Source organism: Roseburia sp. 1XD42-69 (assembly GCF_003612565.1).
Classification (GTDB): Bacteria; Bacillota; Clostridia; order Lachnospirales; family Lachnospiraceae; genus Roseburia_B.
In genome coordinates, this window is record NZ_RAZG01000053.1 from 1 (window position 1) to 16,478 (window position 16,478).

At 34.2% G+C, this 16,478-nt stretch carries 12 protein-coding genes and 1 pseudogene; all 13 read right to left on the reverse strand.

Annotated features, from left to right (window positions below; all coding sequences use genetic code 11):
* Positions 1-3,780: phage tail tape measure protein (locus tag D7Y06_RS18325; RefSeq protein WP_243119391.1), on the reverse strand; the 3,780-nt coding region annotated here is incomplete at its 3' end.
* Between the two features lie 99 nt (positions 3,781-3,879).
* The gene (locus tag D7Y06_RS18330; protein ID WP_120409171.1) at positions 3,880-4,515 is read right to left on the reverse strand and encodes a hypothetical protein; all 636 of its coding nucleotides are present in this window, start codon (positions 4,513-4,515) and stop codon (positions 3,880-3,882) included.
* A 276-nt stretch (positions 4,516-4,791) separates the two neighbouring features.
* Positions 4,792-4,983, reverse strand: a complete 192-nt coding sequence (locus D7Y06_RS18335; protein WP_120409172.1) for a hypothetical protein — start codon at positions 4,981-4,983, stop codon at positions 4,792-4,794.
* A gap of 544 nt (positions 4,984-5,527) precedes the next feature.
* A complete protein-coding gene (locus D7Y06_RS18340; protein WP_243119392.1) occupies positions 5,528-8,302 on the reverse strand; it encodes a hypothetical protein in 2,775 nt (924 codons plus the stop codon).
* Between the two features lie 195 nt (positions 8,303-8,497).
* Positions 8,498-9,382 (reverse strand): DUF6551 family protein, encoded by an 885-nt coding sequence (locus D7Y06_RS18345; RefSeq protein WP_120409173.1) that lies wholly within the window; start codon positions 9,380-9,382, stop codon positions 8,498-8,500.
* A gap of 36 nt (positions 9,383-9,418) precedes the next feature.
* Entirely contained in the window at positions 9,419-10,219 is an 801-nt protein-coding gene (locus D7Y06_RS18350) for a ParB N-terminal domain-containing protein (protein ID WP_120409174.1), read from the reverse strand.
* Positions 10,220-10,225: 6 nt separating this feature from the next.
* Positions 10,226-11,308 carry a DUF262 domain-containing protein gene (locus D7Y06_RS18355; RefSeq protein WP_158591419.1) on the reverse strand — a complete coding sequence of 361 codons (1,083 nt, stop codon included), beginning with the start codon at positions 11,306-11,308 and terminating at the stop codon, positions 10,226-10,228.
* A 425-nt stretch (positions 11,309-11,733) separates the two neighbouring features.
* On the reverse strand, positions 11,734-12,354 hold the full coding sequence (locus tag D7Y06_RS18360) for a hypothetical protein (protein ID WP_120409176.1): 621 nt from the start codon (positions 12,352-12,354) through the stop codon (positions 11,734-11,736).
* A 66-nt stretch (positions 12,355-12,420) separates the two neighbouring features.
* Positions 12,421-12,567 (reverse strand): annotated as a pseudogene (locus D7Y06_RS28645) (antA/AntB antirepressor family protein); the annotation flags it as partial.
* Between the two features lie 253 nt (positions 12,568-12,820).
* The gene (locus D7Y06_RS18370; RefSeq protein ID WP_120409177.1) at positions 12,821-13,525 is read right to left on the reverse strand and encodes a hypothetical protein; all 705 of its coding nucleotides are present in this window, start codon (positions 13,523-13,525) and stop codon (positions 12,821-12,823) included.
* A gap of 39 nt (positions 13,526-13,564) precedes the next feature.
* Complete coding sequence (locus tag D7Y06_RS25655) at positions 13,565-13,882, reverse strand: hypothetical protein (protein ID WP_158591420.1); 318 nt, start codon at positions 13,880-13,882, stop codon at positions 13,565-13,567.
* A 150-nt stretch (positions 13,883-14,032) separates the two neighbouring features.
* Entirely contained in the window at positions 14,033-15,286 is a 1,254-nt protein-coding gene (clpX, locus tag D7Y06_RS18375) for an ATP-dependent Clp protease ATP-binding subunit ClpX (protein ID WP_120409178.1), read from the reverse strand.
* A gap of 44 nt (positions 15,287-15,330) precedes the next feature.
* Positions 15,331-16,455, reverse strand: coding sequence for a GIY-YIG nuclease family protein (locus D7Y06_RS18380; protein WP_120409179.1), 1,125 nt, complete (start codon positions 16,453-16,455; stop codon positions 15,331-15,333).
* Between the last annotated feature and the right edge of the window lie 23 nt (positions 16,456-16,478).

Below are 16,478 nucleotides of genomic sequence, written 5' to 3' on the forward strand. Positions count from 1 at the left end.
GGAAAAACCGTCTGCGCCATTGCATACCTGGTTAAAACATGCGGCGGCGAACTGTGCGGATATGCCGGATTCATCCAGCAGGAGAGCAAGTTCTTCATTTTCCCTGGCAAGAGAGTAGATGTCATCTTCTGTAATTCCTGCTTCTTTGGAGAGTTTTTGTAACTCTTCTCTTGCATCTTTGAAGGATTCAGAATCCCAGAGGTCTTTAAAACGTTGGGAGAAAGGCTTGTTTTTATTAATGTCATTTATGGATTCTTTGTATTCCTCAATCTTTGTGATCAGTTCATCCCAAGATTCAATCGAATCAACAGGTATGTTGAAATCAGCAGCAATTTGTAGATCACCCAGACTTAACTCTCCCACTCTATCGTCAAATTCTGTGCCTTTAAGTTTATCCTTAACATTGCTGATCAACGGTTCTATATCATCGACTTTTGTTTGTAAGGAAACAGAAATTGGATGTTCCTTTCCGAAATAATCCTGTACTTTAGAAATTGCATTTAGCAGTTTACCAGAATTTAATCCTCCACTATATATATCCGATAAAGCATTCGCAATTTCAGAATCATTTATGTTGTTAATTGCAAACAATATATTTTCTTCAAACCATGCAGTCGCTTCATCCCATGATTGGACATTTGTAGGCATATGCTCCAAGGAGTCATATAAAATCTGTTGAATAGACATACCTAAACTTGGATCGGCACTGTTTATTTTCTGGTATGTAAACTCATTCGTGAGCCATGTATATAAATAAGAACGCATTTCAGCATTCATACTTTCTATCTTTTCTGCTGCGTTCTGGCTTGCCCCTTCATAACTGTTTGTCAGTTCCCGATATGCTGTCTCGATCTGCTGTTTCTGTGTTTCGGTCAATCCTGAAAAATCATAACTGGTCACTGTGTAGATAGCGTCAAACCAGCCTCTTCCAAGATCGAACTTTTTTGTTTTCCTGATAAAATCTTCTGCTTGCAATCCGGCGGTGTCTAACAGCTTATCAAAAGTACTCGCCATTGTCTGGTTATATTCTGTACTTATTTCCTCGCCGTTTAACATATTTTTCAATGCTTCTGTATAGAAATTCAATCCAGAACTTGCATGCTCTTTTTCAAAGAATTCATTTTTTCTGTCATTCTGGTAACCCGCCCATACATCTGACATGTTGTCTAGTATTTCCTGCTCTGCAATCTTCTTCTGGACATCTAATAATTGATACAGACTGGATGTGATTGTATTTACATCACCGGACAGATTCAATATCGCATTCCCGTTTTCATCATAATTTCTGGTTAATGATGGGAAAAGTTCTGATAATTGGTTGCTTAATTCTAAAAACCTTTCATGATTTTCTGTGGACAGATTTTTATTTGCATTGGTTAGCAGGTCTACTCCTTGTGCTAATTTCGCATATTCCTCTGCAATGTCATCCAGGGAATCTTTCTTTGATGTTATGGATGATTCAATGTTGGAAATGTTTGATTTCGCCTCTTCTGCTTTACTGCTTAATTCTTCCAATGCTTGTGCTGCTTCTTCTGCTTGCTGCTTTTGTTTATCCATAAAGGATGAACCAATACTCCATAAAGTAGATGCAGCAGCAAAGATTATACTCGCTTTCTGCAGCATTGACATAGCTGCCCAAGTTGCTTTAATAGAAGTGGTAAGTCCTGCTAATGTGCCTTTTAATGTGTTTGCTGAGGCTGCATTTGCTGTATTAGCTGTTGTATTTGCATTTGTGGCAGTGGTCAAACCCATTGTTTCAAGTTTTTCTTTGGCTTGCTCTTTAGTAAGATTGTGCTTTTCTAAAATAGCTTTTCTATCACCGTCTTCAAGCTGTTTCTGTGATAGTAGTAATTTTAAATTCTTTTCTGTTAAATCTTTTGTCGCTTCTCCGACTTCTTTTAATGTCTTTTCTCTTAAAACATCGTCTAATGGCAAATTTCTAACTTTTTGGATTGCATTACCCAATGTATTCATCTGTGTAATAGTCCCAGCAATCGCACCGCCAACCGTTGTAATGCCCTGTCCGATTTTTATTGTGGCAATAGCTATCAGACTATGTTTTAATAAATCTGCTTTATTAACAAGGTCTAATATACCCGTACCTAAATCTGCTACATGTGAAATCATATCTCCATTCATGAATGTAGAGTATGTCTCCACTAACTTGGCCTGGAACTGCTGTATATGTGCTTCAGTGCTTTCTAAATATGCATCGTACTCCCTTTGTGCGCTTCCTGCCGCATGAAGACTATTCTGCAAGATTGTCTCAGCTTCTGTCATATTATTCAATGTTGCGCTGATTGCCGATGCCCTGTGTTTTCCTGCAATTAATTCTAAGAGGGCACTCTGGTCTACATCTGACATATCCTTATATACTTTTCCGATATCTACATAAATATCATAGATTGAGCGGAATGTCTCTTTGTCGGCTTCCAGAATTTCTACGCCACCAGAACCATTAACATTAGTCAGTCCCTTGATCTTTTCCTCTAATTTAGATGCTGATGTGACTACTGTATCTGTTTCTTCCCCCATAGCTTCAAGTTCGGCTGTACATCCACGGATACGAAGTGCTGATGTACGAAGTCCCAAAGCAAGTGCATCCGCATCTTGATACTGCCTGTTTCCTGCACTGAGCAAGGCGAGAAACTCATCTACTGATGTATTGGCATCCGCAAACACGGAACCTACAGACTGAACACCCTGAGCCAATTCTGATGTAGTAATTGAGGCCGTATTACCCAATTCGTTGTATTTATCGATCAATGCCTGGGCTTTATCTGCAACATCTGTATAACCGTCAATCGTATCATAAGCTTGTACGCCGGAAATGATTGCCTTTACGGAATCAGATGCCTCCATCTCACCAACGTTACTTAATATTGTGCTCTTTTCCGTTAATTTATCACTTGTAGACAAATCATAACCAGATTTGGAAAACTCTGCTGCACCTTCAATAAGTGCTTTTTGTGTTGCTGCCAAGTCCTGGGCTTTTCTGTTGCATTTTTCCAGATAATTGGAATAGTCATTGCGTTCCAACTGGTCATTTACTTTTACTAAATCCGTATATACTTTATCTAAGTCAATAGTCGTATGTACTGCTTCTTTCATCTGCGTAAAAAGTATTCTAATGACACTTGCAGCAGAAAATAACTCCTTAGAACGGTCAATCAGAGTTTTCCATTTATCACCTACAGACTGTGTAGCTAACCCATTGCTTTTCAGTTCTGAAGTAAATGTGGATATCTGCGCCCTAACGTTGCTCAAATCTTTTGTATCAGAAATCCCATATGCTGAATTTAAAATCTTTTCATATTTCTGCGATGCAGACAAGTTAGAAAACAGCTTTGAATATTTCTTGGCGATATATTCAATGTCTGCGATTGCTTTCTCTTTCTTTATTTCCAGATTGAAATTGAGCGGAGTTTTGCTGATTTTTCGTTGTACGCTTTTACTTATTTTATCTATACCTGTATCAACTTTAGATGTTTTCAGTCCAATCTCCAAATCGGATATTGAGTTTTGCAGGTTTTGTATCGTCTGCTTTATTTTAGTCTCTGCGTCTTTATCAATTTTGGCATTCAATCCAACATTTATATTAAGGTTGTCCAACTCTTTCAACTGCTTTTTCAATTCTTTTGATGCAAGCGTCTTGGACAGTTTTGCCAATACCCTGACATACATTGTGTTATTAAGGGATTTCAAATCTCCATTAATAGCACTTTTGGACAACTGTTTATTAAGCCTTGCAATAATGTCTAATATAAATTCATTATTCAAATAATAGTTCCTCCTTATTCTTTGCATATAAAAAGACAGCTCGTTATGAACTGTCTTTACTGTTTCTATTTATTCAGTTTTGCAATTATTGTATACTAATCAAAATTTACTACCACACACATCACATTTATAGGTTTTTGATACATGACCAGCAGCAAATATCCCAAAGGTTACTATTGATGCCGCTTTATTGGTCATGCTTATTTTATGAATTTTAGTGGATGAACATATAGGACATTTGGGGATATTCTTATAATCCTTTACCCACATTTCACGTTGTCTAGGATCAACCCAGTCTGCTGGACGTTTGGAAATAATGTGGTTATTAAATTCATTACCACAATGACCACATTTATCATCCCATCTTGAATCTATGAGTAGATAATCACCAGTTCTTGCAATCGGATATGGCATACTTCCTATAAAATGTCCACATTTAGCACAATTCGTATGTACTCTTCCTCTAGTTGCTTTATCTGCACTTGGCTCATCAATCTCATACCACCAACAGTCAATCTTATCCTCATCAAACGAATCATTTTCTCCTAATTCGATATCTTCACCAAAACTAAGGTTTTCATTATGAGAAGAAGTCTCCGTATCACCTAATAATGATCCACCGCAAACCAAACATACATCCATACTGTTTTTCTTTTTTAAAATGTCCTCGTCAAACGTTGATTTACAATGCTGACAAAGTATTGTTCTTCCCATCCCTCTACACCAACTTTCCATAATTCTTCTTTCCTATCTTTTCTCCATTATACCACCATCCTATTCTAACTACAACCTTCAATCTACAATCATATGTTCTTATTTTTACAGTTTCTTTACCAATGTTCAGTTCCAATTTCCACATCTCTAACCGGATTCCACAATTCCGTCTCCAATATTCAGTTTTTTCAGTTTGATTTTGCAGTTTAGACTATTTCACTGCTAAGATATTTAATTTTCAGATTTACTTTGAATTATTATTTGCTTGGTTTACGGGTTGCTTTTTGATTTTACTTATTACGTATTTAATGGATTCCCATCTAAATAATCATTAAGAGCTATTAGCGTAGACTCCCACAATCTCTTCTTCCCTAACTTAAAATCAGAGATAAGTTGTTTAGGAACCCCTATCTGTTTAGCAATATAAGTCTGCTTTTCTCTTTCTGCTCGCTGGATCAATTTCTGTCTTACTTCTTCCTGACTTACCATAATATCTCCTTTCCTATTCCTATCATATATGCATTTTGTCATAAAAAAAAACTTTAAAATAGACGTTGCTTAATTGGCAGCGTCTTTATTGTTAAGTTTGTTTCTTTGCCATTTCTTCAATCATTATTTTCTCAAATCTAACACAAATTTTTTCATACTAACGCTCAGCCGGAGTTGTGGAGCCTCCATATGGCTGAGCGACCTGTACATTGTAGAGATGCACAGGATTTGATTTTTGGTATTTGTTGTTGTCACGCCTTAGTGGAGTCAGCGTAACTGTCCAGCTTGTGGAGAACTGGACGAATACAGAAAACAGGCGGTGAAACCTGTATCTGTCTGTAATAGGATGGATTTATTTGAAACTGTAATATTACAGTAATTGCCTTTGCACAAGAGGTTTGTATGCCGGCAGTAATCTTCTACAATTCTATCCAGATCTCTTGTGCCGTGATAATATGATATTCAAGCCTTTCTTGAATATTTTTTGGAGAAAGGGTATTACTGGACTTACGTTTCGGTCATACCCCCTTCTCTCTAATAGCAATTATGAAACCTTAGTAAAATCAATGCTTCCCGTCCTTTGTGCGGAACTTTTATCAGTTTTTTTGAAACAAAACAGAAATTTTTTTTGGTCTTTATCGTATAACACTGTTAATAGCCTGTCCCGTACATCTTCATTATTGGCAAATGCATACGCAATAAGCGAATACATTGTACTTTTGTTGATGGTAAGATTTCTCAATTTTATCATACAGTTATCAAACAGATTGTCTACGCTCTTTGAATAATCATTTTTTGAAATATCCAATTTCTTAACTTCCTTGTCATATTCCTGTACAATGGAAATTACCTTTTTGTACTGCTTGCTGTCCCTGAGCCTGTCCGTGTGGTATTGAAAAACCATATTAAAGTTACATGTATGTGGTATCAGTTCTTTATATTTCCTTAAATCAATCACATTTTCTTCAATGATACCTGCCAATATATCCATCGGACAGTCAAAATCCCTTATTTCTGATTCATCTATTGCCTTTTTCTTCTTTTTTCCTTTCATTTTTTGTTCCTGTACATTAGCATAAAAAACAGGATATTTCTTCCCATCTTCCGGTTGCATACATATAAGTGAAGCCAGCCTTGATAATTCACTGTTCACGTTAATTTCAAACATTCGCTTTGATGAATCAATAGCAACCTGTGCCAAAACAGAACATATGATAAATACATCTTCCAACTCTTTATTTACGCTTCCACCATCATAGTAATAGCTTAACGCTAATTGTGCAATATTGCTTGCTTCTCCAATAGCATATTGGGAAGAAGAAATTTTACTGTCCATCTTTGCAAAGGATTTCATATCTTTTTTGTATTCGCTGGTTCCCTTTAGCCCAATGTCATTAATGATAGTCGGATATTTCATATATGATTCTTCCGCAATTCTAACAATATCAGGCTGATTTGTCACATATACCGCATCAGTATCCAGGTCTTGACCATTTAAGCGGCTCTGTACATCCGTACCAATTCCATTAATAATAATCACATTATTTCCTAACTTTGGGAAATATCTTTGAATCTCCTGTGAATATGTATTGACCAAATGCACTATATTATTTGGTGCATTATGTGGAGAGCGGAATCCTGCAAGCCTTTCCCCATCCTTAAATCTTGTGGTATAACATTGGATGCCATTGTCAATCTGCTTAAAACATGGTTCTTCCAGAAAATTTTGTCCTGTAACTTTCATCAACAAAGCAACTGGATTTCCGCATATTGTCAAATTGTCCCCATATTGCAGAAGTTTTCCTAATTTCAATCTTTCATTCTTAAACTGGCTTATAATCCAATTCCTCTTTACCTTGAAGTATTCCGTATATTTAAAATTATCATTCCATTCATCCAAAGCGATCAGCACATTATTAATGCTATACCTCTTCGATGCATTGATTGATAAGTGTTTCATAAATGCTTTATGGCTTAACTTCAAAGCATTGCAGTAATCAATACTTACCTTTGCTATCTTCTCCAAGATCATCTTATCAGTGCAAGGAAGACTATTATTTATCTGGTAGGAACTTCTCTGAAGATCCCTATATTTGCTTGCATGTGCAGTTTTTACTATTTCAAATTTTTCACCTTGCTTTTTCATAAATTTTTTATAGTAATTATATGCCGCATTTTCATTTCCTCCCATAATATTTGTAAATTTGATCCACTTAATCGAATTTTCGGTAATGATGACTTTTATATCTTTTACATAAAACACATTTCCAAACATATCCTTTACGGTTGCTGTCTCATAAGCATCCTTATAGTAATCTTTGAAATATTCCTGTATGTTCCCCCTAAACAGACATGATTTAAAGAAATGGCTCCTGCAATATATAAATCCTTCCATATTATTAGGGAATATGGAAGGATCACAGATTCCCATGCCATCCCATAAAGTATTTTTTACTTCTAATTTGTCATTCGTCCTGTCAACACGGCACTCTTTTTTATAATATATATTTGTTTTAGTCGGGAAATCTTCAACACCGATTTCTTTCAATGTTGCTTTTGCTTTTTTTATCCATGTGTATGACGGATTATCCCTGCGCTTCTTTTTGTAAAACGTAAGGTTATAGGCATTAATAAGCTTTTCTGTCGCTTCCCAGTCAATAACCTGTTTTTCATGCGGAATATCGTAGACTTTTACAGAGACAGCATTTGTCATTGTAGGCACAATCTCATCCTTAACTATAAGAATGTTTTCCATTGGAATAGTTATAAAACCAATAGCTGTTGCTGTAACTAATGGCGCATATGCAGACATCCCTACGATATCTGCCCCATTATAAGGCATCTTGTCCCATAAATCCATTGTGATATATTTTAACGCTGTGCTATGCAGATTCTCACGGATAAAAATACAATCCCCTTCTTTTGCTTTGCCAGTGGATCGCATTAACATTTTGTAGTGTATTTGCTCTTCTTTTATTATATTTCCTTCCTTGTTGTATGCTGACCATGTGACAGTTGCACCGTTCTCATAATAATAGTCCCTTAATTCCCTTGCAGACATTACACCCTTAACACCATAATCAAACTTCATTACGATAAAATCCCTGCTTCTGCCTTTTTTATTAACGGCAACTGCATGATGTTTCATATATTCTGAAAATAAACTGTTATTTATCACAGCCTCCCCTAAATCAAGGTATGGCTTTTTATTTTCTGTTTCATTATCTCCCTCTGTATAATTGTTTACGGCATAAAGGCTGTTAGCTTGTACACTTTTGATTTTAATAATATTACTCTTCTGCTCTTTCTTATTACCCAATATCCATCCCTCCACATTTTTACATTCAATCACAACAACAATTCTACAATTAATATTTCTCCATCTAAACCATATCAAACCGCAATAATTTCAAAGTATCATTTCAGGTAAATCAAGCTAAATCGGAACCATAGATTCTGAAAGTTTGATTCTATGGCTCTGATGGCTTGTCCTGTATTTTAATTATTTAATCTACTAACCCTTAAACTTATAATCTAATCTTCTTGTTTTTAACCCACTATTGTATTTTATCCAAATAATCTTTGCAAAATTAAGTCCATTCTTACTTATATTATCTTTTTTCCCTTCAATAACTATTTGGGATGGCGTTGTTTTCTTCATCTGCTTTACAAAAGTTTCCTCTTTTATTTCATTCATATAAGTACAGAAAAATTCCCTCATGCCAAGAATGATATTCCCATCAAATGCGTTTTCGTCTGTTTCCCACGCTTTCTTCAATAATGAGAGTATTTTTAAAGTTTTATCAGATCCAAGTTTTTCCCATATGTCATTTAACTGCTTAAACGCTATGATGCGGTTTGCAGATTTGACCTTTGAAAATTTTACATCGATTCCGATTGCTCTAACTGAATTAACTATAGAATATACGGGATCTTCTTTTGCCTCATACAATGCCCTCCATCTGTACACAATATTCACATTTTTTGAACCTAAATACTGTTCTGCAAAGTATTTCGCTTCATCTTCATAAGTAAGTCCATTATGCACTTCACATTTGACTACACCATCCTGGTTGCCGTTCAACACTTTAAATGCCGCAATCCTGTGCTGTCCATCATACACAAAATATTTTCCATTTCTGAAACTGACTTTTATAATTCCAAACTTATGTGGATCAAAATTAGATACTATATATGCAACTTCCTTTTGATCAACGTCCCTCTGGTATGGCTGGTTTGATATCAGGTCTTTTGTATTTAAATCCATCATCTGAACAATTTCTTTTTCCTTGTTTTCAGATGGCAAAACAAATGATATACTTGGCACAGCATTTTCCTTTTGAATATCCTTCAAAAATTCTTCTCTCAGTCTTTCTTTTGACATTAATTTTTTTCCCATAAATCAAATCTCCTTTTCTTGTTTTCTCTTTATTTTTTATTTTTCTAAATTCATTTGCAATAATTGGGTATATTTTGATAAATTATTTATCTCCTCATAAAATTTATTCTTTATTTCCAGTGGCATATCTTTAAAAATTTCACCATCTATAAATTTTTTATTTACACAATAGTAATCATCTAGTGTTTTCTTAAAGATCTTAAATTCCATATCATAATCAATCTCATTAGTATCTTTTGACGGATCTCTTTTCAAATGGGCAATCGCATCCTTTACCGCCTGACTGTTGACAAGCTCTTTATCATATGGTAACGGATTCCCGAACAGATCCTTAATTACACCGGAACGCCTTTTACTGTCTTTAGCAGAACAACAATTCTTACACTCATTCCTTCCTTTATAAAACATATGGATGGAATATGTCTTCCCACATGTTTTACACGTTTTTGTTTCTTCTTTTGGCTTCTGTTTCTGTTTTGCCTGTTCTACATAAGAATAGGAACTTTTCTTTCCTGACTGTATAAGCGGCTTTTCTTTCTCCGGGATTTCAACAATGTCAATATTCCTCGCAAGTTCTTCAGCCGCCGAAACTGACCTGTTATTTAATACTCCACGGATAAGCTCTGCATTTACGGTTTCAATTCCCAGCTCAATACAAGCCTTTAACCGCCTGTGACCTGCTAATACAACGCCATCTGAATTAACCGTCATTGTATGTACACGCCCACTTTTTTTAATTTTCTCCACTAAATCTGAAACATCTTCCCCATATCCATAAATTTCTTCATTCTTCGGATGTGGTTTTAAATCAGCAACTTTCATCTCCATTGTATTCATGTCAGTTCATGCCCCTTTCTCCATAACTAATTGTATTGCATATTCCTTTAATTCCTTCTCCATTGTCTCAATACGTCCTTCAACCTTTGCCTTGCCAGTTGAGCCTTGCTTACAAAACTCTAAATATCCAGATGTATCATTCCAAACTTCAAACCACTTTTTCAAGAATTCCGTATATTGGTCATCTGTTAAATCATAGTCAACATCTAACTTTTTAATGGTGTCCAAATTCTTAATCAAGATAGGTATATGAATTTTCTTCAGACAATTTTTATCTGTCTCCCTGTCATATGGAGGAAGGACGCAAAACAATTTATTAAACAAGTCTTTTGTTTTATCTATTAATCCATAATCAGGATTTTCATTTAAACATTCTGCAAACCGCACAACTTCACCAGCAGCGAAGCTACGATATTCAAAATCTGATAATAGCATCATAGATTGTAAAATGCAGCTTGTTACTTCGCCTCTTTTCCGTTGTAAATTTGAGAATACAGCCCTATTTTCAAAAAATACGCACTCTTCTATTTCCTTTATCTTTCCAGCCAATTCAGTTCCTAATTTTACGTTTGCCTTCTGGCTCTTAGTAAATGTGGCACCATTATTTAAACGGAAAAATTGATCTTCTATCTGTTCATCCGAAAACCCGGCAAGGAGTTTTACTTCCAGTTTGTATTTATTAAAAACTTTCTGTAGTTCTATATCTAATTCCGAAAACTTTTTCTTTGCAATAGAATATGTCTTTTCTTCTTTGACTGGATTTTTGTCTTCATCAAAAGAAACATCAACAATCGTGACATCATCCAGATCGTTAGAAAGAGCAAAACCATCTTTTGCAAATTCATATAATGTGGTAAGTCTTTGCTTGCCATCAAGTACTGACATTGGGGTAAAATCCTCAGTTCCCTCCCTGATTATGTAAATCTCTGGAAGGAAATAGCCATTAAGGATTGAATCAATCAGCAGCGACCTTTGAGATTTATCCCATTGCCCTGATTCCCTTTGAATTGGATAATCAAATGTTAATTTTTTCTTATCCATCCTTTCAATGATTTCTTCTAAGTTATAATTTTGTGTCCGTTTTTCCATATAATCCATCCTCCAATCATTCATTTTTTGTTTCTATAATCTATTTCTACATCCATCTCGAAACTTTTTTATTTATTTTTATTAAATTAAAAAAAATAAAAAACTCAAAAAAATCCCAAATAATCTCAAAAAATTCAAGAAAATTTGAAAAAATTCCAAAGATTCAAAAATAGAAAAAACTAAAGCAGTCCCAAATATAAAACTGCCTTAAATGTACATCCTTTTTCTATCTTCTCTTTTCTTGATTCAATTTTACACTCTTATAATAAATCTCTGAATCCTGTGTTATTAGTTACTTGTTATTAAATCACTATATCGCCAAGTGCATTCTTTGATATTTATGCAGAACATTTGTTCTGTTTTTTGTAATTGTAGCAAACATATGTTTGTATGTCAAGTGTAAAAAAATACCAACCACTTTATTTTTAATGGTTGATATTTTTATTACTTTGTTCTTTTTCTTTTTCTTGTTCTTGTTCTTGTTCTTGTTCTTGTTCTTGTTCTTGTTCTTGTTCTTGTTCTTGTTCTTCAATTATCTTAATATAATCTTTACAAAAAAAATATCTATTATTTCTATAATTATTACTTTGATTCAAATATATCAATACAATATAAAGAATTACAATAAAAGACAACCATGAAAACAAAATAACGTCAGGTAGTATATCTCCTTGGAAAGGTGATAAAAAAATTGTTAAAGCTCCACTCAAGATTACTACAAATATTGGAGTTAGTATAGTTCCCACAGTATGTCTAATGACATCATAATATCTTGCCTTAGCTTCTAAAAAGTGTATAAAATCCTTTTTATTTAGTATATCTGCCACACTTGTATTTTTAACATATTCTTCCCATTCTGAATATTTATTTAAATTCTTATATTTCCTTTCATTCTTATTAAAAAATTTTCTTATCAGCAAACGTAATCTATAAAATGTATTTCTTTTTGCTTTATATAGTATTTTTTCTTCTACTCCTATATTTTTATAAGTCAGATATTCATATTCAATATTAAAATTATATGGCATATATGCATCATTCTTCATTTATAACTTCCCCTTATCTTTTCGTAGCATATGCATCATACCACACCACCCACCAATATTCAATTATCAAAGTCCCAAAATCCAGACCTCTACCATTGATAATTCCTTTGCCATATCAAGAGTGAGAGAGTAGTCTTTTGTGTTATGCCCACCACTACCTTTTTTGCTTTCCCGTTTTGGAAAGCAAACTTTATAATCTTCGTTTTCTATAAATTCATACTTACTTCTAACCTTTGCTTTTTCGCACTATATATTGCGTTTTACTTGTCATTACACCCTATATATTGTATATCCTTTCGTATGAAAGAGGGATTTCATTGACAGTAATGCGCTCTCCGTCCATTTGGACGGAAACCGCTTTGTTTAAACCAACCGCTACTAACATCAATGGCAGAGATAAGGCACACCCTTGCAATTCTCTTTATCCGTCCACAGACAGGCCATAGACCATATAATATCAGCTAATTTATTTCACAATCTGTATATGGCTTGCCTTTTTCGGTTTCATGATATCACCCGTCTGGTTATTAATCATGATTCCTGTTTCTTTATCCATTGTATATACAGGCACCCCACGATCTTCAAAAAACCTCTCCATTATCCCTTTACCAGTCTGAGCCTTATATATTGCACTCATTGCAGTAGTATATTCCATATATGCATGTCTCAAATCAGCATTATAATAATCCCATAGCAATTCTGATAACTCATTCCTGCCTATTGGCTTATCCCAATCCATTTTAGACAGAACTTCCATTGTAGAGAAATAATCCTTTTCTTGCCATTTTGCACCTTTGTAATACTTATCTACCGGAAAAGTGGTTACGAAATTTCTCAATGTCAGACATCCCAAAACACCAAATATACTGTCTATCATCTGAAAACAATACTGATTCTGCTTCAATGTCTTAGGTTCGTCTATGCCTAATTTAAAATTCTCTCTTGAAACATCACGGCATGAACAAATATATTTAATTCCAACAAGTCCGACTTTTGCCAGTTTGTCTTGTGGCAGCTTATATAAAGTTCCATACTCTTTTGTGTATCTCATTACCATATCAAAGAAATACCGTTCCCATAACTCACCTATTCTGGCAACTCGGTAAACACGAGCCGTTTCTTTGTTTTTATCTACATCTGTTGAATTGATTACTGTAAATTTATCGCTCATATTTTTTTATTCTCCATTCTACGTTTGACTGAAATCGGCTCAACTGAAATCAGTAAAGTTTTTTCTTTCTCTATACGCTTTTTGCTTGCAAGCATCACTGCAATACATTGCATCCTTTTTCTTTGCTGTAAATTGCTTTTTGCACATTACACATATTTTTTGTTTCTCTAATGCTTTTCGTTCTTTTCTTCTTTTTATATAAGCATCATTCTGACATCTTTGGGAACAATATTTTGCTTTAGAACTACTACTTTTAAAAGATTCTCCACAATAAGCGCATATTCCTTCATATCCTAAATGTGAATACATTCTATAATTGTCTTCTATTCTCGATGATTCCTTGCTATAAAAATACATTGCTATTTATCCCTCTAAATATATCTGTTACCAATTTCAGTTTAATCCATTTGGTATAAACAGAAATCAGTAACACTGTTTTGCTATAGTCTCCATTTGGAGAAGATACCGTTTAATTCGCACTTTCCGTCAAATTTGACGGAAGGTAAATCACGCAATTTTCTTATTCTTACTACCATAAACAACTGCTTCTTCTATGCCATCAATCATACCAGAAGTCACAACAACCTTTTTCGCATCTGTTCTATCAGGAATAGAGAACATAACATTTTGCATTGCCTTTTCAATGATACTTCGCAATCCTCTTGCACCTATTTCCTTCTTAATTGCCAGTTCAGCAATCCTTTTCAGTGCATCGTCTTCAAATTCCAACTTCACGCCATCCATAGCAAGTAATTCCTGATACTGTTTTGCAAGTGCGTTTTTCGGCTCTGTAAGTATCTTAACAAGATCATCTTCAGATAATGGCTGCAATGTTGTAATGACAGGTAATCTACCAATCAATTCAGGCATAAGACCGTATTTGACCAGATCATGTTGCTGTACATCTGATAAATCTAACGTGCTTGTCCCATAAGCACTTTTAACATCTGCATTAAATCCAATAGATTTCCCTTTATTGTTTCTCTGCTCAATAATCTTCTCTAATCCCGAAAAAGCACCGCTACAAATGAATAAAATATTTGATGTATCAATATCTACACATTCAGCTTGTGGATGCTTTCTACCACCAGACAACGGAACTCTTGATATAGTACCCTCTATAATCTTCAGCAATGACTGTTGAACACCTTCGCCACCAACATCACGAGTAGTTGACATATTTTCGCTTTTCCGTGATAGCTTATCAATTTCATCTATGTAGATGATTCCTTTTTCAGCTAACTTATTATCAAAATCGGCGTTCTGTAACAGCGTCAAAAGGATATTTTCAACATCCTCACCAACATAACCAGCCTCCGTGAGTGTGGTTGCATCAGCGATAGCAAAGGGAACTCCAAGAAATTTAGCCAGACTTTGAGCTAAATATGTCTTGCCACTACCAGTAGAACCAATCATAAGGATATTTGATTTCTGAATTTCAATTTCATCATTACTCATATGTCGATTATGATATAAAATTCTTTTATAATGATTGTAGATGCTGACTGATAATGTGATTTTTGCGGATTCCTGACCTATTACATATTCATCAAGAAATCCTTTAATCTCTGATGGTTTACTAATCTGTATATCTGTAAGCAGATCATCCAAATTCCCATTACTTTCATACTCCAAAAGCGTATCATACATACCAGTAATACACTCACTACAAGCACATACACCGTTATTTCCCTGAATCATCATTAAAACTTTATCTTCTGTCTTTCCACAAAAAGAACATACTTTCATTTTCTTTGCCATATATAATATTTCTCCTTCTTTATCCAAAAAATTATCCTAATCCATTAAGCAACATTCATATATGTGAACAACTCCAATTTTTTCTTTTCATCAAGTTCAGAAAATAATTTTTTCATATAATTGATACCTTCTACAGTGAAAACATAACTATAAGTAAAACTATCCCCATATTTATTGCGTCCAACAATCCTTAATATCTTTTTATCCAATGCTTCATCTGTAACAAACGTAACTCGTTTTGATGCTCCATTGGACTCCATATCTTTCATTGTTATAATCCCTAATTCAACCATGTACTCCCTGACCTTATCATAGATGTAATCTTTAGGTAATATTCCGCTTTCAGCAAACTCTTTGAATAAAAGGCTAAACCTTACTTCTCCATCCTCAATAGGATCATATTGTTTCTTATCAGAAGCTTTTTTATCAGATGGTAAATCTTTTTTCTTTTGTGCATTTTTCCTGTATTCAGAGAATAATATTGCCAATTTCTCTAATTCTCTTATCTTATCATCCCTGACAACATATTCTTCAAGCATTAATTTTTTACCATTTATGACATAGTATATAGGATGTGCATGGACATAATAATATTTATTATTTCCACTATCCTCTAAATATTTTTCAAATTCTTTAATGACTGAAGCCTGTGATTCTTTTTTGAGTGCAACATACTCAAACAAAACACTTTTTATCGTCTTATATTTCTCAAAATATGCAAAACCCTCACACTCTTTAATTGTATAGTTCGATAACACATTCGCTATCGCACATACTAATGTGTTACCAGCCTCTGGAATCTTATTGCCATTTAATATTTCTACCATAGTATTTTCTGCGTTATATAAACTAATTCCCGCTTTCCCAAATTGTGTTATAAAATAACTTTCCAAAATCAAAATCTTTGCTTTCGTTGAAATCGGATCATTTCCTGAATAACGTTCTAATACTTCAAAAACAAAGTTCTCTTCTCCATATTTATTGAAATCATTTTGTAATTCTTTATTATAGTGACGATTCTTTCTTAACTGAGGAATATGTTCATCATGCCACCTTCTATAAATATCCAAACTCTCACCTATATATAATTTACCTGTTACCTTGTTTGTAATGGTATAGATCCCTGATACCTTATTTGCTGTCATAATATATAATTTAGGTTCCTTCAATAATGTTTCTCCTTTACTTAAAT

Bases quoted from the DNA above. Each gene is read 5' to 3' on its own strand.
- D7Y06_RS18360 (WP_120409176.1), bottom strand. From the start codon at position 12,354: ATGAAGAATGATGCATATATGCCATATAATTTTAATATTGAATATGAA.
- D7Y06_RS18330 (WP_120409171.1), bottom strand. From the start codon at position 4,515: ATGGAAAGTTGGTGTAGAGGGATGGGAAGAACAATACTTTGTCAGCAT.
- D7Y06_RS18370 (WP_120409177.1), bottom strand. From the start codon at position 13,525: ATGAGCGATAAATTTACAGTAATCAATTCAACAGATGTAGATAAAAAC.
- D7Y06_RS18355 (WP_158591419.1), bottom strand. From the start codon at position 11,308: ATGGAAAAACGGACACAAAATTATAACTTAGAAGAAATCATTGAAAGG.
- clpX (WP_120409178.1), bottom strand. From the start codon at position 15,286: ATGGCAAAGAAAATGAAAGTATGTTCTTTTTGTGGAAAGACAGAAGAT.
- D7Y06_RS25655 (WP_158591420.1), bottom strand. From the start codon at position 13,882: ATGTATTTTTATAGCAAGGAATCATCGAGAATAGAAGACAATTATAGA.
- D7Y06_RS18335 (WP_120409172.1), bottom strand. From the start codon at position 4,983: ATGGTAAGTCAGGAAGAAGTAAGACAGAAATTGATCCAGCGAGCAGAA.
- D7Y06_RS18350 (WP_120409174.1), bottom strand. From the start codon at position 10,219: ATGAATACAATGGAGATGAAAGTTGCTGATTTAAAACCACATCCGAAG.
- D7Y06_RS18345 (WP_120409173.1), bottom strand. From the start codon at position 9,382: ATGGGAAAAAAATTAATGTCAAAAGAAAGACTGAGAGAAGAATTTTTG.